This is a genomic window from Gillisia sp. CAL575 (assembly GCF_000403785.1).
Lineage (GTDB): Bacteria > Bacteroidota > Bacteroidia > Flavobacteriales > Flavobacteriaceae > Gillisia.
In genome coordinates this window covers 170713-193188 of the sequence record NZ_APHJ01000019.1, presented here as the reverse complement: position 1 = coordinate 193188, position 22476 = coordinate 170713, and the positions used below count along the sequence as shown (strand labels likewise).

Annotated in this window: 22 protein-coding genes; 15 read left to right on the top strand and 7 right to left on the bottom strand. The window is 34.9% G+C overall.

The features are described 5' to 3' along the window. Window position 1: 1 nt before the first annotated feature. A complete protein-coding gene (locus I130_RS02200) occupies window positions 2–481 on the bottom strand; it encodes a TspO/MBR family protein (RefSeq protein WP_034918612.1) in 480 nt (159 codons plus the stop codon). Between the two features lie 98 nt (window positions 482–579). On the opposite strand from I130_RS02200, the gene mvaD reads away from it, so the two are divergent. From mvaD to I130_RS02160, 8 genes are all read left to right on the top strand, one after another. Next, window positions 580–1671: a diphosphomevalonate decarboxylase gene (gene mvaD / locus I130_RS02195; RefSeq protein WP_034918599.1), complete on the top strand. Its 1092-nt coding sequence runs from the start codon at window positions 580–582 to the stop codon at window positions 1669–1671. 61 nt (window positions 1672–1732) lie between these two features. Further along, entirely contained in the window at window positions 1733–2671 is a 939-nt protein-coding gene (locus I130_RS02190; protein WP_034918958.1) for a mevalonate kinase, read from the top strand. Between the two features lie 15 nt (window positions 2672–2686). After that, window positions 2687–3592 carry a geranylgeranylglycerol-phosphate geranylgeranyltransferase gene (locus I130_RS02185; RefSeq protein ID WP_034918594.1) on the top strand — a complete coding sequence of 302 codons (906 nt, stop codon included), beginning with the start codon at window positions 2687–2689 and terminating at the stop codon, window positions 3590–3592. Between the two features lie 71 nt (window positions 3593–3663). Continuing rightward, window positions 3664–4539, top strand: coding sequence for a pseudouridine synthase (locus I130_RS02180; protein WP_034918591.1), 876 nt, complete (start codon window positions 3664–3666; stop codon window positions 4537–4539). Between the two features lie 331 nt (window positions 4540–4870). Continuing rightward, on the top strand, window positions 4871–6274 hold the full coding sequence (locus I130_RS02175; protein WP_034918589.1) for an arginine decarboxylase: 1404 nt from the start codon (window positions 4871–4873) through the stop codon (window positions 6272–6274). 169 nt (window positions 6275–6443) lie between these two features. Continuing rightward, complete coding sequence (speB, locus tag I130_RS02170) at window positions 6444–7322, top strand: agmatinase (protein WP_034918585.1); 879 nt, start codon at window positions 6444–6446, stop codon at window positions 7320–7322. Continuing rightward, window positions 7315–8286 carry a deoxyhypusine synthase family protein gene (locus tag I130_RS02165; RefSeq protein ID WP_034918580.1) on the top strand — a complete coding sequence of 324 codons (972 nt, stop codon included), beginning with the start codon at window positions 7315–7317 and terminating at the stop codon, window positions 8284–8286. The genes speB and I130_RS02165 overlap by 8 nt, the downstream gene beginning before the upstream one ends. Before the next feature lie 73 nt (window positions 8287–8359). Continuing rightward, on the top strand, window positions 8360–8986 hold the full coding sequence (locus I130_RS02160) for a lipid-A-disaccharide synthase N-terminal domain-containing protein (RefSeq protein WP_034918577.1): 627 nt from the start codon (window positions 8360–8362) through the stop codon (window positions 8984–8986). On the opposite strand, the gene I130_RS02155 is transcribed toward I130_RS02160, so the two are convergent. The 6 genes from I130_RS02155 to I130_RS02130 all read right to left on the bottom strand — a co-directional run bounded on the left by I130_RS02155 (window position 8983) and on the right by I130_RS02130 (window position 17902). Then, a complete protein-coding gene (locus I130_RS02155; RefSeq protein WP_034918567.1) occupies window positions 8983–10362 on the bottom strand; it encodes a mannosyltransferase in 1380 nt (459 codons plus the stop codon). The two genes, I130_RS02160 and I130_RS02155, sit on opposite strands and share 4 nt — an antisense overlap. 127 nt (window positions 10363–10489) lie before the next feature. Further along, window positions 10490–12259, bottom strand: a complete 1770-nt coding sequence (locus I130_RS02150; RefSeq protein ID WP_034918564.1) for a MutS-related protein — start codon at window positions 12257–12259, stop codon at window positions 10490–10492. Window positions 12260–12277: 18 nt separating this feature from the next. Further along, a complete protein-coding gene (locus tag I130_RS02145; RefSeq protein ID WP_034918556.1) occupies window positions 12278–12637 on the bottom strand; it encodes an MmcQ/YjbR family DNA-binding protein in 360 nt (119 codons plus the stop codon). 257 nt (window positions 12638–12894) lie between these two features. After that, window positions 12895–13509 carry a DUF4230 domain-containing protein gene (locus I130_RS02140; RefSeq protein WP_034918553.1) on the bottom strand — a complete coding sequence of 205 codons (615 nt, stop codon included), beginning with the start codon at window positions 13507–13509 and terminating at the stop codon, window positions 12895–12897. Window positions 13510–13562: 53 nt separating this feature from the next. Then, window positions 13563–16880 (bottom strand): leucine--tRNA ligase, encoded by a 3318-nt coding sequence (locus I130_RS02135; RefSeq protein WP_034918550.1) that lies wholly within the window; start codon window positions 16878–16880, stop codon window positions 13563–13565. A gap of 83 nt (window positions 16881–16963) precedes the next feature. Beyond that, window positions 16964–17902 (bottom strand): ketopantoate reductase family protein, encoded by a 939-nt coding sequence (locus I130_RS02130; RefSeq protein WP_034918547.1) that lies wholly within the window; start codon window positions 17900–17902, stop codon window positions 16964–16966. Window positions 17903–18016: 114 nt separating this feature from the next. On the opposite strand from I130_RS02130, the gene I130_RS02125 reads away from it, so the two are divergent. The 7 genes from I130_RS02125 to I130_RS02095 all read left to right on the top strand — a co-directional run bounded on the left by I130_RS02125 (window position 18017) and on the right by I130_RS02095 (window position 22468). Then, a complete protein-coding gene (locus I130_RS02125; protein WP_034918542.1) occupies window positions 18017–18895 on the top strand; it encodes a cell division protein FtsX in 879 nt (292 codons plus the stop codon). A gap of 71 nt (window positions 18896–18966) precedes the next feature. Next, window positions 18967–19341 carry a GxxExxY protein gene (locus tag I130_RS02120; protein ID WP_034918539.1) on the top strand — a complete coding sequence of 125 codons (375 nt, stop codon included), beginning with the start codon at window positions 18967–18969 and terminating at the stop codon, window positions 19339–19341. A gap of 51 nt (window positions 19342–19392) precedes the next feature. Continuing rightward, the gene (locus I130_RS02115) at window positions 19393–19650 is read left to right on the top strand and encodes a DUF3098 domain-containing protein (protein ID WP_034918534.1); all 258 of its coding nucleotides are present in this window, start codon (window positions 19393–19395) and stop codon (window positions 19648–19650) included. A gap of 6 nt (window positions 19651–19656) precedes the next feature. Next, window positions 19657–20451, top strand: coding sequence for an undecaprenyl-diphosphate phosphatase (locus I130_RS02110; protein ID WP_034918530.1), 795 nt, complete (start codon window positions 19657–19659; stop codon window positions 20449–20451). Continuing rightward, window positions 20441–21142: a tRNA pseudouridine(55) synthase TruB gene (gene truB / locus I130_RS02105; RefSeq protein ID WP_034918526.1), complete on the top strand. Its 702-nt coding sequence runs from the start codon at window positions 20441–20443 to the stop codon at window positions 21140–21142. Before I130_RS02110 ends, truB begins: the two co-directional genes overlap by 11 nt. A 37-nt stretch (window positions 21143–21179) precedes the next feature. After that, window positions 21180–21896, top strand: a complete 717-nt coding sequence (locus tag I130_RS02100) for an energy transducer TonB (protein WP_034918522.1) — start codon at window positions 21180–21182, stop codon at window positions 21894–21896. A gap of 5 nt (window positions 21897–21901) precedes the next feature. Further along, on the top strand, window positions 21902–22468 hold the full coding sequence (locus I130_RS02095; protein ID WP_034918518.1) for a DNA-3-methyladenine glycosylase I: 567 nt from the start codon (window positions 21902–21904) through the stop codon (window positions 22466–22468). Window positions 22469–22476 lie beyond the last annotated feature (8 nt).

Genomic DNA, 22476 nt, shown 5'->3' with positions numbered 1-22476 from the left:
ATTATAAATTTAATCTCCAGATCTCAAAATTCAGGATCGCTGCAAAAGCAACCCAAATGGCGTAAGGAATAAGCAAATAAGCTGCAGTGTTACTTACAATTTTAAACCATTTAATAGTAAAAAGCAGTACGATAAAAAGCGCTATAATATCTATTAATGCCCAAAAAGGTTCTTTTAGTCCAAAGAAAAGCAAGGACCAAGATGCATTTAACAAGAGTTGAAATCCAAAATGATAAAGGGCTATTTGCACCCATTTATGATAAAAGCCTTTATTCCAAACTATCCCCGCAGCAATTCCCATTAAAACAAAGAGTACAGCCCAAACAGGTCCAAAGATCCAATTTGGCGGATTGAAACTAGGTTTGTTAAGTTGTATATACCAATCTCCTATACTTGTTTGAGTGGCAAGAGACCCTAAAAACCCTATGAACAGGCATATGCCTAAAGCAAAAAATACCCTTGAAAATAATTTAGAAGTCATCTTTTAGTTGGTTTGGCACCCTAAAATAGGGAATAATTTGAAATTCTGACTTATTATCTGTTAACTAAAAAAGTATATTTGTGTAAAATTTTGAGAGCATGCAAGAACAAGATTTCATACCGCAATCTAAACGAGATACAATTGATAATGGCAAAGTTACTTGGCAATCGCCTAGCAATATTGCTCTAGTAAAATATTGGGGTAAAAAAGAGAATCAAATTCCTGCAAATCCATCTATTAGCTTTACACTAAATAATTGTAGAACAGTAACAAGTTTGGAATTTACTCTCAGGAAAGATTCTGAGAAGAAAGGAGATGTTTTTGATTTCGATTTTTATTTTGAAGGTCAAAAGAAAGAAGATTTTAAACCTAAAATTTATACTTTTTTTGAACGAATAGATAAATATTGCCCTTATTTAAAAGAGTATCACCTTATTATAAATTCTGAAAACACCTTTCCTCATAGTAGCGGGATTGCATCTTCTGCAAGCGGCATGAGCGCTCTTGCTCTATGCGTAATGAGTTTAGAGAAACAACTTTCTCCAAGTATTTCTGAAGATTATTTTTATAAAAAAGCATCTTTTCTTGCCCGTTTAGGCTCAGGAAGTGCATGCAGAAGTGTAAAAGGGAAATTAGTAGTTTGGGGTGATCATGTGAATATTGCTGAGAGTTCAAATCTATATGGTGTAGAGTACTCCAACGAAGTTCATGAAGTTTTTGAAAATTATCAGGATACCATTTTATTGGTAGATAAAGGAGAGAAAAAAGTGAGTAGTAGTGTGGGACACAACTTAATGCACAATCATCCTTTTGCGGAAGAGCGTTTTAAACAAGCACATAAAAATTTAGATGCTCTTAAAGATATTTTTAATACAGGAGACTTAAATAATTTTATTGAAATAGTGGAGAGCGAAGCTCTAACATTACATGCAATGATGATGAGCAGCAATCCTTATTTCATATTAATGAAACCAAATACATTGGAAATCATTAACGCAATTTGGGCTTTTAGAGAAGCTACTGGATTACCTGTTTGTTTTACTCTAGACGCGGGTGCCAATGTTCATGTTTTATATCCAGAAAAGAATAAGAAAGAAATTTTTCAATTCATTGAGGATAAATTACTTGTCTATTGCGAAAAAAATCAATTTATATCTGACAGTGTAGGTTTAGGTTCAAAAAAATTGTAGTTTTAATTGATTATATTTGCCTCGAAATCTATTGTTTAGAATTCAGATTATTTACATGCTTATGAAAGGACCATTATTTTATTCTAAGATCTTGCTTTTCGGAGAATACGGAATTATTAAGGATTCCAAAGGTTTATCTATACCATACAATTTTTATAATGGTGCTTTAAAGGTGGATGAAAATCCTTCTGAAGAAGCAATAGAGTCTAATAAAAGCCTTCAACGTTTTGCTAAATATTTAGGAGAATTAGAAATTTCTAATCCTTCTTTAGTACATTTTAATTTAGAAGAATTAAATAAAGATATCGCAAAAGGTATGTATTTTGACTCGACGATCCCACAAGGATACGGAGTTGGAAGTAGTGGTGCCTTGGTTGCTGCGATCTACGATGAATACGCTTCAGGCAAAATCACTGTACTAGAAAATCTAACCAGAGAAAAATTATTAAAACTGAAAAAGATCTTCGGAGAAATGGAATCTTTCTTCCATGGCAAATCTTCTGGTCTAGATCCTTTAAATAGTTACTTAAGCATTCCTATTTTAATAAACTCTAAAGATAATATTGAGCCTGCTGGAATTCCATCTCAAACAGAGAATGGAAAAGGTGCTGTCTTTTTATTGGATAGTGGTTCTATAGGTGAAACTGCGCCAATGGTGCAGATATTTATGGATAATATGAAGCAGGAGCCATTCAGAAAAATGGTAAAAGATCAATTTGTAAAACATACAGATGCTTGTGTAGATGACTTTTTACAAGGAGATATCAAGTCTTTATTCGGCAATATTAAAAAGCTTTCTCACGTTGTTCTAGACAACTTTAAACCAATGATCCCTACACAATTCCATAAGTTATGGAAACAAGGAATAGATTCTAACGATTATTACTTAAAGCTTTGTGGTTCTGGTGGCGGTGGATACATTTTAGGATTCACTGAGGATATTGAAAAGGCTAAAAAATCATTAAAAGATTATAATTTAGAAGTGGTTTACAACTTCTAAAACGTACTGAATTACATGGCGGCAGCTAAGAACAAACTTTTAATGCTTAAGATGTTGAGTTTGTTTTCGGTGGTGAGAGGCTACAACATTCTCATTCTTGTAATTGCCCAATACCTAACAGCGGCATTCATACTAGCCCCAGACTTGCCCCTGAGAGATGTTTTTTTTGATGCCAATTTATTTTTCTTAATACTTTCTTCGGCTACCGTTATAGCTTCGGGATATATCATTAATAATTTTTACGACAGCGAAAAAGACCTTATTAACAGGCCAAAAAAGACTATGCTGGATAGGCTTATTAGTCAGCGCACCAAACTTTCGGTGTATTTTATTTTGAATTTTGCTGCAATCTTCTTTGCCAGTTATGTGTCTTTTAGAGCGGTGGTTTTCTTTTCTATCTATATTTTCACGATCTGGTTATACTCACACAGGATCAAGAAAATTCTTTTTCTTGGTAATATTATGGCAAGTATTTTAGCCATTACCCCATTCTTTGTAGTATTTATTTATTACAAGAATTTTGAAACGGTCATTTTTATACACGCTACATTTCTATTCATCATGATCGCGATGCGAGAACTGGTAAAGGATCTGGAGAATTTAAAAGGAGATCTTATTCAGAATTACAAAACAATTCCAGTAGTATATGGTGAGAAATGGAGTAAATTTTTTCTTTCTGTACTCACAGTTCTCGCGGTTATTCCCATCTTGCTTTTAACCACAAGATTCGACACGGGCTTAATGGATTACTATTTTTATACTTCTTTACTTCTACTTATTTTCTTTTTACTTTTTCTTTATTTTAGTAATGCCAAGTGGCAATATTTAATATTACATAATATACTCAAATTAATCATTGTTGCAGGAGTTTTTAGTATCCTGCTTATAGACTACAAGGAAGTTTTTAATAGAGTTTTTTAAGAATTCAAATCTTTAAGTGTTAAAATATAAATAGAAAGATATATCTAGTATCTTTGCAAAAAATTAGCGTTATGAGTAGGAATGATAATTCTTCAGGAAAAAAGTTTAGTGGAAGACAAGGTGGTGGGCCAAAGAAAAAATCTATGGCTAGAGGAAATGCTCCTGTTAAGAAAGATCCTGCTCCAAAAAGCGCTCCTAAAGCTGCTGTAAAACCAGCCGCTAAAACTGGTCCTAAGCCAGAAGGAATAAGACTTAATAAGTACATTTCAAACTCTGGCGCTTGTTCTCGTAGAGATGCAGATATTTATATTGGTGCAGGAAATGTAACTGTAAATGATAAAATAGTTACAGAAATGGGCTACCGTGTAAAACCTACTGAAGAAGTGAAATTTGATGGTAGACGTGTAACTCCTGAGAAACCAGAATATATTTTATTAAACAAACCTAAAGGATTCTTCACCACTGGAAGTTTAGAAAAAGGTTCTAGAACGGTTATGGATCTAATTTCTAATGCGACCAGAGCTAAAGTGGTTCCTGTTGGAAAATTGGACCGGCAAGCAACTGGTCTTTTATTATTTACCAATGACGGGACTTTGGAAAAGCAACTTGGAAAACCAAAGAACGGGATTAGACAAATCTATCATGTTGAGCTAAGCAAGCCTATTTCTTTTGAAGAATTAAAAAGGATAGAAGAAGGAGTTACTTTGGAAGATGGAAAAGTAAAAGTTCAAGAGGTAAGTTATATAGACAATAGACCTAAGAACGAATTGGGAATAGAAACTAACAGTATCAAACCTCATGTGATCCAACGTCTTTTTAAAAGCTTAGGTTTTGAGGTGGAAAAACTAGACAGAGTTACCTTTGGTGGACTAACGAAAAAGGATCTTCCAAGAGGAAATTACAGAACTCTTACCAAACAAGAAATCATAAATATAAAAATGCTTTAACGTATAAATCAAAAAATGTAATTTCAACTAACATTTTTTATACATTTGCTTGACTAATAAGTGAATTGCAATTTATGTGTTCATTTTTAGAGACAAGTAAAGTAGAGATTTTTAGATTTTAGAATTAAAGAAACTCAATTGATAACGTTGATGTTATTTTCAAATGAAGCCTCTGAGCTTCAGGTTTTTAATTCAGACCTAGGTTCGACATATCTTAGCGCGCTTAAAATTAGCCGCATCCCTTCAATTTATCTTAACAATAATTTACGAGTCAAACCTTTTGACACTATAAATTAATCCCTAATTTTTCACAAACAATTAAAACAAAGCATTGAACACAAAATATCGCGATTTAATAGAGCAAACTTTTTATTTTCCTCAAGAAGAATTTAAACTAGAAGATAATGAGCTGCAATTTCATGGTATAGATCTTATGAAATTGGTAGAGCAATACGGTGCACCTTTGAAGTTTACCTATCTTCCAAAGATATCGGAGAATATAAATAGAGCAAAAGAATGGTTTAAGAACGCAATTAAGGAACATGATTATAAAGGAAAATATAATTACTGTTACTGTACTAAAAGCTCTCATTTCGAACATGTTTTAAACGAAGCTTTAAGCAATGATATTCATATTGAAACCTCATCTGCGTTTGATATAAATATAGTTCAGAAATTAAAAAAGTCAGGGAAACTCCATAAAGATGCATATGTTATATGTAATGGCTTTAAAAGAGACCAATACATAACCAATATTGCAGATCTTTTAAATGAAGGCCATAAGAATTGTATTCCAATTATAGATAATTACGAAGAAATTGATCTTTTATCAGAAAAAATAAATGATCCTTACAAAATTGGAATTAGAATAGCCTCTGAAGAAGAACCTAAATTCGAATTCTATACTTCTAGATTAGGGATTGGATACAAGAACATTGTTCCTTTTTTCAATAAGAAAATAAAAGACAACCCGCAGGTAGAGCTTAAAATGCTTCACTTTTTCATTAACACCGGAATTCGCGATACAGCCTATTACTGGAATGAGCTTAATAAGTGTTTAAAAGTATATATAGATCTAAAAAAGGTATGTCCAAGTTTGGATAGTCTGAACATTGGCGGTGGATTTCCTATAAAAAATTCTCTTGCTTTTGAATATGACTACCAATACATGGTATCAGAAATCATCCATCAGATCAAACTTACTTGTGAGGAATATGAGGTAGAAGTGCCAAATATCTTTACAGAATTTGGATCTTTCACAGTTGGTGAAAGTGGAGGAGCTATTTATGAGATCCTTTATCAAAAACAACAAAATGACCGTGAAAAGTGGAACATGATTAACTCATCTTTCATCACAACCCTTCCAGACACTTGGGCTATTAGCAAGAAATTTGTAATGTTACCTCTTAACAGATGGAATGACGAATATGAGCGAATTTTACTAGGTGGACTTACTTGTGATAGTGACGATTATTATAATTCTGAACAAAATACCAACGCGATCTACCTTCCGAAGTATAAAAAGGAAAAGCCGCTTTATATAGGTTTCTTTAATACAGGAGCATATCAAGAAAGTATTGGTGGTTTTGGTGGATTACAACACTGCCTTATTCCGCAACCAAAGCATATTCTAATAGACAAGGAAAAAGATGGCACCTTAACCACTAAAGTATTTAGTGAACAACAGAATGCCGAAGACCTATTACATATATTAGGATACGATAGAAATAAATAGATATAAAAAAATTTATAACTTTAACCATTATAAATCAAGAACTTCGGGAAAGACCATGAAGTTTGTCCCGATAGCTATTGGGATGGAAATAATTTTAAAATTTCGAGGCTAGCCTCAATAAATTAAACCCTCAATGAGGGAGTCAACTTAAAACTTTTAAAAACAAGCAATGAGCAAAAAGAATTACGCCGGGATACCAGAAAAATATGCACGTTTAGATGATGCACAAGTGGTATTAATCCCTGTTCCTTATGATGGAACAAGCTCCTGGCAAAAAGGCGCAGATAAAGGACCAGATGCTTTTTTAGATGCTTCAGAGAACATGGAACTTTTCGACATCGAAACCCGTTCAGAAGTTTATAGAAAAGGTATTTACTTAGCTCCACCGGTAACAGAAAACTCTTCCCCAGAGAAAATGGTTGAAGCAGTTCAAAAAATTACCAAAAATTATATCGACCAAGAAAAATTTGTAACCATTTTTGGAGGAGAACATTCTGTAAGTATCGGTACTATTCGTGCCTTTAATGAAGCATTCCCAGATCTTACCGTTGTGCAATTAGATGCTCATGCAGATCTAAGACCAGAGTACGAAGGTTCTAAATGCAATCATGCTTGTGCGCTTCACGAAGCGAGTAAAACTACAAACCTTGTTCAGGTAGGAATTCGATCTATGGATGTTTCAGAACTAGATCATATGGATGAAAATCAAGTTTATTTTGGTGATGATCTTTACGAGAATTGGACAGAGGATGCCATTGGACAAATGACGCCAAATGTATTTATCACGATAGATCTAGATGCTTTTGATCCTTCTATCATGCCATCTACAGGAACACCTGAACCAGGAGGATTACTTTGGTATGAAACTTTGGAGTTCCTTAAAATGATATTTAAAAAGAAAAATGTAGTAGGATTTGATATTGTAGAGCTATGTCCAAACGATGTGGATAAATCTTCAGATTTCCTTGCTGCAAAATTATATTACAAAATGTTGAGCTATAAGTTCAAATATTTAAATCATAACCCAGACGAAGACGAAGATGAGTAAAGGAGCGATTTCAGAATTTATTAAAAAGTACTATTTACATTTTAATGCCGCTGCTCTTGTAGACGCTGCTGAAGCATACGAAAAACAATTAGCACAAGGTTCTAAAATGTTGGTTTCTCTTGCTGGTGCAATGAGTACTGCCGAAATAGGGAAAATATTTGCAGAGATGATCCGTCAGGAAAAATTGCAAATAGTTTCCTGCACAGGGGCCAATTTAGAGGAAGATGTAATGAATCTTGTTGCGCATTCTCATTATAAAAGAGTGCCTAACTATAGAGATCTTACCCCGCAAGATGAGTGGGATCTTTTAGAAAAAGGTTTGAATAGAGTTACAGATACTTGTATTCCAGAAGAGGAAGCATTCAGAAGAATCCAGGAACATATCGTGAAGATCTGGAAAGATGCTGAAGCTGCCGGAGAACGTTATTTCCCGCATGAATACATGTATAAGCTTTTACTTTCTGGAGTTTTAGAAGAGTACTATGAAATAGATATTAAGGATTCTTGGATGTATGCTGCTGCAAAAGCAAATCTTCCTATGGTTGTTCCAGGATGGGAAGATAGCACTATGGGAAACATTTTTGCTTCTTACGTTTTAAAAGGCGAATTAAAAGCAAGTACAATGAAATCTGGAATTGAGTATATGACCTTTCTTGCTGACTGGTATACAGAAAATTCTAAAGAAGGAATTGGTTTCTTTCAGATTGGTGGAGGTATTGCGGGAGATTTCCCAATATGCGTGGTGCCAATGTTATATCAAGATATGGAACGTACAGAAACTCCTTTCTGGAATTATTTCTGCCAGATCTCTGATTCTACAACTAGTTATGGCTCTTATTCTGGAGCAGTTCCTAATGAGAAGATCACTTGGGGAAAATTAGACATAAATACTCCTAAATTTATCATAGAAAGTGATGCTACCATTGTAGCTCCACTTATTTTTGCCTACTTATTAGACATGTAGATCTTGATGAAAAATATTTAAAAAGCTGCTAATCTTCATAGATTGGCAGCTTTTTAAATTTAATTAGTTTTAAATGAGGAATGATTGGATTATTTACGGGATAGGATTCTTTGCGCAAATGCTATTTTCTACAAGATTGATCACCCAATGGCTACTTTCTGAAAAAGCTAAAAAAATAAAAACTCCCACTCTTTATTGGAAATTGAGTCTGCTAGCCGCTATCCTACTCTTTATTTATGGATATCTTAGAGAAGATCTACCAATTATGATTGGCCAGATATTAATCTATGGTGTTTATTTCAGGAACTTAAAGCTTCAAGAGGAATGGAAAAGTTCCAGATTGATCTTCAAGATCACGGTATTTCTCGCTCCTGTTCTAATTGCTGGCTATTTGCTTTTATATAGTCAAAAACAATGGAGTGATTTTTTGCAGAATGAAAATATAGCTCTTTGGCTAATTATCTTGGGAATTATTGGGCAATTGGTGTACACCGGCCGATTTATTTACCAATGGATCTATTCTGAAAAACACAATAAATCCAGCTTACCTAAAGGCTTTTGGATCTTAAGTCTTAGTGGCTCTGCGCTTATTTTCACTTATGCTATTTTCAGAAAAGATCCCGTTTTATTAGCTGCCCACTTTTTTGGATCTATGGTTTATATTAGAAATTTATTCTTGATTAAAAAGAACAACAATTAAATCTTTTCTAATTTTTTTCTGCTGAAAAGTTCCCAACCTAACACCCCAAATACAATTAAATATTCCACAGCTACCAGCCAGAGGTTTTCTTGAAATCCGTTTACAGTATATGCGCTATAACTTAAGATCACCAGAAAGCTCCAAACATATAGATATTTATAGTTTGTGAAAATGGAAAGCATTAAAGGAATTGCCAGATACCACGGATGAACCGTAGTAGAAAAAAATAAATAAGCTGTAAAGCCAAAAAGCATCGCAGTTATCAACTTTTCAAGTGAATTGTTTTTTCTAATGAGCGACAGGCCTACCAATATCGCAATTGTAACCAACGGGAGCGCTTTTCCTGCGGTTTCTATAATATTATAACCCTTAACTTGAAATCCTACCCATCGTACGATATAGTAGAAGCTAGCATTAAATTCGAATTTCTGAAACCAGAGGCCGATCGTAGCCAGAAAATTTTCTATGAATTCCGAAGATAAAATGGGTAAAAACCCCAGTATTACTGTAATCCCGATAATTGAATAAAACCCAAATAATTTAGTAAGCCCAAGTTTTTCACCGTTCTCAGCGTTTGGAATATTCTCTTTTTTATAAATAAAATAACCAAAGAAAATTGGCAAGAAAAGTAATGGAACCAATTTCAGAAGTACAGAACAAGCAAAAATAACCGCACTTCCTATCCATTTTTTTTGCTGAAGTAAATACAAACTCCAAACTAGAAAGAAAACCATTACCCCTTCAAAATGAAGATTTCCGGTGAGTTCTATAATTATAAAAGGATTCAGCAGATATAGAAATATTCTGGATTCCGGAAATTTAAGATTTACCAGTAGTTTTCTTCCGAAGTACAACACCCCAATATCAGCGGCAATTATTAACGTCCTCAAAACTATGACAGAACCTAGTATGCTCTTCCCAGCAACAAGTCCTGCTAATGCAAATAATAACTGATTTAAGGGTGGGTAATTAGTATAATGACTTGCATTAAGCGATCCCATTCCATCAAACAATTCTTTGGCCTGAGCAATTGGAGCCGTTCCCAATTCTATTAAATTTTCTGGCAAATATAAATATGGATTGAATCCTGCGGCTGTCATTCTACCATCCCAAATAAATCTATAGAAATCTTGAGAAAGGTTAGGAATTGCACCCATAAATACCAACCTAAACAACAGCATTGCACCGGCAAGAAACCAAAAGTTTACCTTTTCAATAGTATAAAGCTTCCAACTTAAATAAAATGCTCCCGAATAAAGTCCGATAAGTTTTATAAAATCAGACCGTTCCAAGTGGTACGCAAGAGAAAAATAAAATACCGCAGTAGTTGCAATAAGCAAAAGCGACATTTTATGTTGCTGGAAAAAGTGCTTCATAGAGGAATAAGTGATTAAGTTTTCGTGGTCACATCGAGCGGAGTCGAGATGCTTCGATATCTCGACTCCGCTCGATATGTCAGTCCAAAACATCATAAACTAAAAATTAAAAAAGCCGCAGTGCGACCTAGTCTACGATGTTCATTTTCTTCAAAAGGAAAGAAGCATTCATATTCTGGCAAACTCCCTCTTTAAACTTATAATCGAAAAACAACTCGTCATTTACGATCTCTGCATCAAAATAGTGATTTTCTACTTGATTCAGTTCATCTGCAACCTCACATAAACTTAGATCATGGGTAGCGATAATTCCTGTGGACTTAGATTTTACCAATTTTTGAATAAATTTTCTGGAACCAATCGCTTTATCTGTGCTATTTGTTCCCTTCAGTATTTCATCTAAAATGATAAAGTATTTATCTTCCTGAATTTCATTTACGATATACTGTAAACGCTTTAATTCTGAAAAGAAATAAGACTCATCATCACTCAGCGAATCTGTGGTTCTCATACTTGTGATTAACTTGATTGGAGTATACTCACTTTTTTCAGCACAAACAGGAAGTCCAATATTTGCCATTACTATGTGAAGTGAAACGGTTCTTAGAAAGGTACTTTTCCCTGCCATATTAGCTCCAGTAATGATCATAAAATGTTCATTCTCTAAAAGCATATCATTATCGACTCTCTTTTCTGGATTTAATAATGGATGTCCCAATTTTTCAGCCTTTATAATAGCCTGGTCTTTTTGAATCTCAGGGAAACTATAGTATGCATGATTAAATGCGAAATTTCCAAGACTGTTATAAGCATCTATAAATTCGATCACCTCGAACCAGCTCTTTACATTCTTATGATGAGCAAGGATCCATTTCTCAAGTCGTACCGATTGTCTTAGATCCCACAAAAGAAACCCGTTGCCTATAGCGATGAAAATGGCGTTATTTCGCTGATCTAAAGCATCGATGGCTTTGGAAAACGATTTCAATAATTTAGACGCTTTTGTCGCTTCCGCTTTTACAGCTAATTGTTGCTCTTTTAAGATCTCCGATTTAAAAGTAACAGACTCGATCATTCCTAACAACTGATAATACTGATGAAAAGTATCCTGTACTTTCCCCACATTATTTGCCATCACATTTATCTTCTTCACATAGATCCCCGTGATTCCCCAGCCTACTAAAAACCAGGCAAAGACAAACCACCCATTAACCATTTGGGTATAATACCCAGCTATTAGTAATATCGAAATTGCCGTAAAGACCCAGCTTAGATAAAACATAAATTTAGGAACAAATGTTTTGTAAGTGGCTAACCAAGCTAGCACATTAGAAGAATTAGTTTCGGTTTTAACCAACTTAGCAACCGCAGAAAATTCCTGCCTCCAAGTTGCTTTTTCAGCCAATTCCTTTATAGCTTCTTGCTTTTGTTCAATATTTTCTATGGAGTTTTCAGTAAAAATAGCTGCTAACTTTTTCTTTCCATCTTTTAAGGAAGTTCTGTTTAAATATTGGAAGAAAGATCCTTTTCCAAATAAATCTATATCTTGACTAAAAGGATGATCATGATCTTCGAATTCTTTTCCGGTTGCTAAATGAGAAAAATTTCTGTTTAGAACTTCCAATTCGGTTTCATTGAGTTTTACAAGTTCATCAATTTTATTGCGCTTGTACTTAAGATCTGAATGACGCGAAACCAGAAATAAAAAGATCCCAAAACCTACCACTCCAATTAAAGCGGCAATCTTCCAATCTGGATAGAAGTAATAGATACCAAAAGCGGTACCTAGAAATAAGATTAGGCGCAACATGCTAGACAAATTCAATTGCTTGTTGGCCTCTTTTAAATGCTTATTCTGGGTTGTCTTTTCTTGCGTATAAAAATCGAATGCTGTCATGAAATTTAAAAGCTATAATTATAGTAAATCCAGCTCCTCTTTTAGTTTTCTGGTTAAACCTTGATGGACCAAATTATAGGAGTGATCTACGAGCTCGAAGATAAGTGTTTTTTGAAGACTCCCATCCAAGACCAAAGTATTCCAGTGTTTTTTATTCATATGATATCCTGACAAAATATTATCTGGATATTTCTCGCGAAGATTAATAGCCCTCTCTGGATCACATTTTAGATTTACTCGCAAAGGAACCTCATCTAAAGAAGCAATTGTAAAGATCTTTCCCATTATCTTAATCACAAGACTATCCGGCCCAAAGGGTAAACTCTCAGTTACTCCTTTTTTAGACAGACAATAATCTCTATATGTTTCAATGTCCATAATTTCTAAGATTATTTCGCTCTTTTAGGGTATGTAGAAATTCTGAGATTTCTCGATCCCGCTCGAAATGATGTTTTTAAACATTTTTCAGTTGAGCTTATTGAAAAAACTTTGATAAGAATCAAACTTTTACAGGCTCAATTTGACATACCATCAATATATTCCCTTTAACAAAAGTCGGTCTGAGCTTGTCGAAGTCTTTTTTAACTAAACCGCATACTTCGGTATCTCTATACTATCGGGATAGTTCGGCAAACCTACTTCGAAATCTTCGCTGGCTCTTCAGAAGCCATTTCCAAGGCGGTGTAATCTAATTTCCAACCTATGGTTTCCACGATTTTCTCCATCAAAAGAATAGTTCCCAAAGCTTCTTTTTCTGCTTTTTCAAGCAATCCGCTTTGCGGGATCTTATCTACAATATGTTTTTTTGAATCTCTGCTAATATCGGTAAGATCTGAAGTAGTAAAAGGATTAGCCCAACCTTCACGCTTATCGTAATATTTAAAATCGGTTTCTACAGTGAGTAGCTCAGGCTTAGGGAAATTGGTTAGGATGATTTTCTTATTCTCAATATCGCTATCCATCCTCACTTTACTAAGATCGAAACCTACATGTGCTTTTGCGGTGATAAGAATGATTGCTTTTTTCTTTCCTAAGAGTAAGCTTACATATTTCTCTTTAAGATTCTCGTAATGGTAGATCTCAGAAAAATCTCCTTCAACAGAGATAAACTTGCACACACTTTTGATCTTATCCATCAAAATAATAGACTGTTCATCTGCTCTAGATTTACTTTTTTGGCTATTTAGTTTTGAAAATAAAAAATAGGCCAAAATGGCTCCTGCGGCAAGTCCTATAAAAAGATACTCCATATATCAAATATAACTAAAGGCATTTATTAATACAACTGCTAAAAAGCTAAAACCTAGCCCACAATATTCACGATCTTACCTGGAACAACGATCACCTTTTTAGGAGCTCTACCATCCAATTGCTTTTGGGTACGCTCATCTGCCATCACAGCTTTTTCAATTTCATCTCTACCCATTTCTAAAGGCAACTCCATAGTAAACCTCATTTTTCCATTAAAGGAAATGGGATAATCCTTGCTGCTTTCTACTAAATAGCTTTCCTTGTAAACAGGGTATTCTGCGGTTGTAATAGAAGAGTCGTGACCTAATTTACTCCAAAGTTCTTCTGCAATATGTGGCGCATAAGGGGCAATTAATATAGCTAACGGCTCTAAGAGCTCACGCTGATTGCATTTTTGAGCTGTTAACTCATTTACACAGATCATAAATGTAGATACCGAAGTATTAAAACTGAACTCTTCTATATCTTCCGTGACCTTTTTAATGGTCTTATGCAAAGTCTTCATAGAATCGGCTGAAGCTTTTTCCTCTGAAACAGCAAACACCTCATCGTTATGATAAAGCTTCCACATTTTCTTTAAGAAATTATGAACTCCAGTTATCCCGGCTGTATTCCAAGGTTTTGCTTGCTCTAATGGACCCAAGAACATTTCGTACATACGCAAAGTATCTGCACCATATTGAGAACAGATCTCGTCTGGACTTACCACATTGTATTTGGACTTAGACATTTTTTCGACTTCTCTTCCAACTACATACTTTCCGTTCTCTAGAATGAATTTAGCATCTGCAAATTCCGGTCTCCAGCTTTTAAAGGCTTCCACATCTAATTCGTCAGATGAATTTATAAAAGAAACATCTGCATGGATAGGTTGAACAGATTTACCTTCTATTAATCCTTTAGAAATAAAGGTGTTTTCTCCTTCTATTCTATAAACCATTGCACTCATTCCAAGGATCATCCCTTGATTGATGAGTTTTTTAAAAGGTTCTTTAACTGAAACCATTCCGCGGTCATATAAGAATTTCGTCCAAAATCTGGAATATAGTAAATGTCCCGTAGCATGCTCGCTCCCACCAATATATAGATCTACATTTTCCCAGTATTTCTGAGCTTCTTCTGAAACAAATATCTCCTCGTTATCGGCATCCATATATCTAAAGAAATACCACGAACTTCCAGCCCAACCTGGCATTGTGTTTAGTTCTAAAGGATAAATCCCTTTGCCTGAAGACCCCTCGACTCCGCTCGGGGTGACATCATTTTGAGTTCCGTCATGCTGAACTTGTTTCAGCATCTCGTTAGATACAATTTTATTTTTATTTGAATCCCATGCCCAAGTTGTAGCGCGACCTAATGGCGGCTCCCCTTCTTCAGTTGGCAGGTATTTTTCCACTTCTGGTAATTTTAATGGCAAATGTTCCTCTGCGATCATTTGCGGTAAACCATTAACATAATACACAGGAAATGGCTCTCCCCAATAACGCTGTCTGGAAAACACGGCATCGCGCAATCTATAATTGATCTTTCCTTTTCCAGCATTCACTGCTTCTAAGGCTTCAATTGCTTTTTGCGTTGCTTCTTTATAAGCTAGTCCAGTTAAGAAATCACTGTTCGCGATCTTAGTTCCATCTTTTTCAGCATAAGCCTCTTCAGAAATATCTATTCCCTCAAAGATATTAGGGATAGGCAATCCAAAATGCTTAGCGAAATCGTAATCCCGCTGATCTCCACATGGCACCGACATTACTGCCCCTGTTCCATAACCTGCCAATACATAATCTCCAATCCAAACTGGAATTTTCTCCCCGCTTAGTGGATGAATAGCGTATGCACCTGTAAATTCACCACTTATGGTCTTTACATCTGCCATACGCTCACGTTCGCTGCGTTTAGCCGATTTTGCGATGTAAGCGTTTACCGCTTCTTTTTGTTCTGATGTTGTTATTTCCTGCACCAATTCATGTTCCGGAGCAAGCGTCATAAAGCTAACTCCAAAAATAGTGTCTGGGCGAGTGGTGAATACGGAGATATGTTTTTTATTGTCAGTTTTGGTCTCATTCTCTCCCCAGCCCTCTCCAATAGAGAGGGAGTTTAGCGTATTCTCTATTTTATTTATTACTTCATTAATATCTTCAAGCACTTCCTGATTCGTAAATCTTAAAACTCTATATCCAAGCTTTTGATTTAGCTGAAGTTCACGCTCTCCATCTTTCTCTTTTTGTTGAAGATGAATTTCTCCATCCACTTCAATTATTAATTTTTTAGAAAGACACGCAAAATCAACTATATAACTATCAATTGGATGTTGTCTTCTAAATTTAGAATCCAGTTTTTTTGCTTTTAATTTTTGCCATAAAATAGCTTCTCCTTCTGTTGGTTTTTTACGCATTTCTTTAGCACGATGTAAAAGTTCTCCGGAAATCTGAGGGTCACCTGTAAGGTATCTTGGCTCCCTTCCCTCTGGGAAGGGTTGGGGATGGGATGAGTTTAAGATCTGGAACTTTACAAGCGCCCCTTTAGATCTTCCAATCCAGTTGGTTTGAGAATCTTTAAGAGGTTGTGGCCAATCTAAAGCTTCAGAATCATCTAATAATCGTTGAGCATAAGCTGAAATACGCATACTCCACTGTGTCATCTTTTTTCGAACTACTGGAAATCCTCCACGTTCAGAAACTCCATTCACAATTTCATCATTAGCCAACACAGTTCCCAATTCCGGGCACCAGTTCACTTCGGTTTCAGCTAAATAAGTAAGTCTATATTTTAAAAGGATCTTTTGTTTTTCTTCAGAAGAAAAGGCATTCCATTCGTCCGCAGAAAAAGCTTCCACATCCTCATCACAAACAGCGTTTACATTTGTATTCCCTTCAGCAAAAAAGATAGTCTCCAAAATAGAGATTGGCTGAGCTTTATCATTTTCCTTATCGTACCAAGAATCAAAAAGCTGAATGAAGATCCATTGTGTCCAGCGATAATAATCTGATTCACTGGTGCGCACTTCTCTACTCCAATCGAATGAAAACCCAATTTGATCCAATTGTTGGCGGTACCTTTTAATATTATCTTCCGTAGTGATCGCAGGATGCTGACCGGTTTGAATGGCATATTGCTCTGCAGGCAATCCAAAACTATCATATCCCTGAGGATGCAATACGTTAAAACCTTTATGGCGTTTGAATCTTGCATAAATATCGCTAGCTATATATCCTAGAGGATGACCAACGTGTAATCCTGCTCCAGACGGATAAGGAAACATATCCAACACATAGAATTTTGGCAGATCACTTTTATTCTTCGCTTTAAAAGTTTGGTTCTCTGCCCAATATTTTTGCCACTTGGCTTCAATTTCATTAAAATGGTAACTCATCCTCTATATTTTCTTATTAGGCAATAATATTTAACTGTAATGCGCGCAAATTTACAATTTTAAACTTCTTTATAAGTCCTATTTTATCTAGATTCTGCCAGCATTCTTGCTTGCTTTTCCATTGGTAGCAAACATTCGTAGATATATTGATTCACTGGAGTTGGAATGCCAAGTCGATTTCCTTGCTTCACGATATATCCATTAAAATTTTCCAATTCTGATGGTTTCCCTTCCATAATATCACGTTGTGTAGAGGCAGTTGTTTTTGAATCTAGCTTATTTATTACCTCAAAAGTAGCTTTTAGGTGTTCTTCATTTAAAGCAATTCCTTTGGCATTTGCTATCATTTTAATTTCTTCGGCAGTCTTCCTCATAAGATCCATCAAATAAGAACTCTCTCTCATTTCTCCAAGACTAACTCGCGTAAGTCCGCCTAAAGCACTTATGGTGGTTATAAATAAAAATTTCTTCCAAACTTCCAAGGTTATGTCTTCTGGGATTATATTAGTAATCTCTGCTTCGGAAAAGACTTTTTCTAATTCCAGAACTCTTGCGGACTTCGAGTTATCTAGTTCTCCAAAAGTGATTTTAGGCTCAATACCAGCATGTTTTATTAATCCTGGAGCCGACATAAAACTCACAATATGACATAGGCCTCCAAGAATATTAGTTTCAGGTAAAACTTTCATCAAATTCTCAACATTGCTCGCTCCATTTTGAAGCGGAAGTACCATCGAATTTTCATTGATGATAGATTTTAACTCGTTGGCTGCATCCGGGATTTGCCATGATTTCACTCCTAAAATTATCAATTCGGGAGTTTCCACTTCTTTTACATTATCTGTGGCCAAGCTTGGGGTGATTGTAAAATCCCCATTGATGCTTTCTACCTCTAAACCATTCTTTTTAATTGCTTCCAAATGTTTTCCACGGGCAATAATACTAACCGAATTACCTGATTGAGCTAATCTACCCCCAAAATACCCACCAATTCCACCTGCACCATATATCAATATTCTCATAGTTGTAATTTTCGTCTAATTTAATCTAATAAGAATAATTTGGAAAGTTTGAACGTTTTAAAGAAAGTGAATGATTAACTTTCTTATTTTTACACCAAAATCTATAATTACTATATGAGTACATCTTTTGAAAGGTATCAAAAACGCCGTTTGATCTCGTCTTATTTTTCTGTAGTTATAAGTATTTCGCTAGTGCTGTTTTTATTAGGTCTTTTAGGTCTCTTGGTACTAAACACTAAGAAAGTAGCCGATCATTTTAAAGAACAGATCGCTCTTACGGTATATCTTAAAGATACAGCGAAAGATGTAGAGATAGAACAGTTAAAAAAGAGCTTGGCATTAGCAGAATATACCAAGTCCAGCGTGTTTGTTTCTAAAGAAGAAGCGGCAGAAGAACATAGCAAGGAAATAGGAGAAAATTTTATGGAATTCTTGGGTTATAACCCTCTACAAAATTCTATAGATATCCATATGAAAGCAGATTATGTGTCTTCAGAACAAATAGATAAAATTGCTGAAGATCTTACCTCGAAGGGATATGTAGATGAGGTGGTTTATGATAAACCTTTGATCTCGCTTTTAAATGACAACGTAAAAAAAATAAGTTTCTGGATTTTAGTTATAAGTGGAATTTTCACTTTTATCGCTGTTCTATTAATAAACAGCTCCATAAGACTCGCAGTATATTCTAAGAGGTTCATTATTAAAACCATGCAAATGGTTGGAGCTACTAAAAGTTTTATTCGTAGGCCATTTATCTGGCAAAGTGTAAAATTGGGAATTATTGGAGCGGTATTAGCCCTAATTGGAATGGCTGGAGTACTTTATTATTTGAATAATAGCTTTCCTGAATTAGAGTTACTGAGCGATAAAAAATTATTAACCGCTTTATTTGTAGGAATATTTTTAATGGGAGCACTCATTACTTGGTTAAGCACCTTTTTCGCAACCTCTAGATTCCTGAATCTCAAAACAGATGAATTATATTATTAAAATATATAATTGCCACGAATTCACGAATAATTTTTTGCTGATTACAAATAAAATCAACTAAAAACTTCAAAATGGTAAACATTCTGTACAAAGAAGAAAGCTATCAGTTATTAGGTGTTTTATTTGATGTCCATAATGAATTAGGAGGAGGATTTTTAGAAGCAGTTTATTCAGATGCTATTCAGTATGAATTGAAATTGAAAAGTATTCCTTTTGAAAGAGAAAGACAATATAAGATAAGTTATAAAGATATTATTCTCCCACATCACTATTTTGCAGATTTTGTTGTTTATGATAAAATAATTCTAGAAATAAAATCCATAACCAATTTAAACGATAGGCATACTGCCCAATGTTTAAACTATTTGAAGATCTCTGGAAATAAACTGGCAATTTTAGCTAATTTTGAGGCAGATAAACTAATGCATCAACGAATTTTATTATAGAGGATATTCGTGCATTCGTGGCTAAGTTGAGTTAATTTTAAAAAATTATTGATGAACAAAAACAAAAAACCATATCATAAACAAGATCTGAACTTTGTTTTCGGAAAAAAGAATTACACCTTTATGTTTGTAGGATTAGCGGTAATTGCCCTTGGTTTTATCTTAATGTCTGGAGGTGGTAGCACCGATCCTAATGTATTTAATCCAGATATTTATAATTTCCGAAGAATTAGATTAGCACCTGCTTTGGTACTGATTGGTTTTGGAATAGAAGTTTACGCCATATTATTGAATCCCAACAAAAAATAATTTACTTTGAACGAATTTGACGCAGTAATCCTTGGGATCATTCAAGGACTTACCGAATTTCTACCTGTTTCTTCTAGTGGGCATTTAGAACTTGGAAAAGCCATCCTCGGAGATAACAGTATTCCTAGCGAATCTCTACTCTTCACAGTAGTATTGCATTTTGCAACAGCACTTAGTACCATTGTAGTTTTTAGGAAAGATATTTTAGAAATCTTTAAAGGTCTTTTTCAATTTAAATGGAACGAGGAAACTCAGTTTTCCTTAAAGATCATTCTCTCTATGATCCCAGCTGCATTGGTGGGAATTCTATTTGAAGATGAACTAGAAGTATTATTTGGAGGGAATTTACTGTTGGTTGGATTTATGCTGATTATAACTGCACTATTATTGTGGTTAGCAGATAAAGCCAAAAACACTGAAAAACCTGTAAGCTATCGCAATGCTTTTGTAATAGGAATATCTCAGGCAATTGCAATTCTACCAGGGATTTCGAGATCTGGGGCAACGATCTCTACTTCGGTCTTACTAGGAAATGATAAAGCAAAAGCTGCAAGATTTTCTTTTTTAATGGTTGTGCCATTGATCTTAGGGAAAATCGCTAAAGACATCCTTAGTGGTGATCTTTCAGAAAGCACTACAGATTCCTCAATTTTAATAATTGGCTTTGTAGCTGCATTCTTAGCGGGACTTGTTGCATGTACTTGGATGATAAAATTAGTTAAGAACAGTAAATTATCTTATTTCGCAATTTATTGCTTGATCGTTGGAATAATTGCAATAGGATTTGGATATGCAAACTAAAATCTTCACTCCGGAAGAATTTAAAGAAGGGCAAATACTATTATTTGACAAACCACTGGGATGGACTTCTTTTCAATTGGTAAACAAGGTGCGTTGGCTTATTCGCCAAAGCTGCAAAATAAAAAAGATTAAAGTCGGCCATGCAGGAACATTAGATCCGTTAGCATCTGGACTTTTAATTATTTGCACTGGGAAATTCACCAAACGAATAGAAGAATTACAAGGACAGGAAAAAGAATATACCGGCACTTTTACTTTGGGAGGTACAACACCCTCTTATGACCTCGAAACAAAAATTGATCAAACTTTTCCTATCGATCATATTTCTGAAGAAAATATTCAAGAGGCAACTAAAAATTTCCTTGGGGAAATTTCACAAGTTCCACCAGTATTTTCAGCATTGAAGAAGGATGGGAAACGTCTTTATGAATATGCCAGAAATGGTGAAGATGTGGAAATTCCATCCAGAAAAGTAAGTGTATCCGCATTCGAGATCACAAACTTTGAAATGCCTAAAGTCGATTTTAGAATAGCTTGTAGTAAAGGAACCTATATTAGAAGCCTTGCATTCGATTTTGGAAAAGCATTAAATTCTGGAGCGCATCTTTCAGCCTTAAGGAGAACTAAAATTGGCACTTTTAATGTAGAGGATTCTTTAGATCTTGAATCTTTTGAAAAATTGCTACCTTGATCGCAGAATAATTACACCTTTTCGAAGTTTTAATTCTATGGATTTTTTTGACAGACATAAAGCCCTGATCATCACGCTGTTGTTTTTTGCCGTATTATTATTGAGTTTATATAATTTAAGTCTCTCCAATAATATTCAGAAAGAACGAGAGCTATTGGTGGATCTCGATAGTTTTAAAGTCGAAGAAGCTCCAGAAGAAGAAAAGGAACCGGAAGAACTTGTGCCCGCGAAAGCTCGGGAGAATGTAGAAACTCATCAAGCCTTCAATCAAAATCAAGAATCAAGAGATGCTAATTTTAACGAACAATTAAATGAGATCTTTCAGAAAAATAGTGCTGCCGAATTAGAATCTTCAGATGAAAATGCTTCTAATACTGTTGGTAGTTACAGTCTCGCTTCAGCAAAGAAAAAAGAACCCAAAAAGCAATCTGACGGGAATAATTCTTCAGAAATAAAATCTGTTCAGAAAGGTGGAATAGACAATAGTTCTATTTCATATTCTCTAAAAGGTCGCACAGCAATTGAGATTCCAAATCCTATTTACACCTGCGATAGATCTGGAAAAGTGGTAATTAATATCACTGTTAACGAGGACGGAAGGGTAATTTCTACTAGCGTAAATAAAAGTAGTTCTACCACAAATAATGAGTGCCTAACAGATCAAGCTGAAGAATACGCCAATCAGGCTTATTTTACTGCGTTACCTGGTCGTTCTTCCCAACCTGGCACAATTACTTATAATTTTAAGCCTTAAGCACTATGAGCGATAAGAAACGTTGTGGTTGGTGTGTGGGTGATCCATTATATGAGGCGTATCATGACGAAGAATGGGGAGTTCCAGTTTACGATGATGCAACTATTTTTGAATTCTTGGTTTTAGAAACTTTTCAAGCGGGTTTAAGCTGGATCACGATTCTTCGGAAAAGAGAGAATTTTAGAAAAGCATTTGATAATTTCAATTATACAATAATCGCCAATTATTCTGAAGAAAAAATTCAGGAGTTGTTACAAAATGCTGGGATTATCCGGAATAAATTGAAAGTTAGAAGTACTGTGACCAATGCGCAGTTATTTATGGAAATTCAACAAGAGTTTGGAAGCTTCAGTAAGTATATTTGGGGATTTGTAAATGGAAAGCCTGTCAAAAATAGTGTGATAGATTATAAAAAAGCGCCGCCCACAACGCATATAAGTGACGCATTAAGTAAAGATCTTAAAAAACGCGGATTCAAATTCGTTGGTTCCACAGTTGTTTATGCACATATGCAAGCTACAGGTATGATAAACGATCATGAAGTGGATTGCTTTAGGTATAAGGAAGTTTAAATAATAAA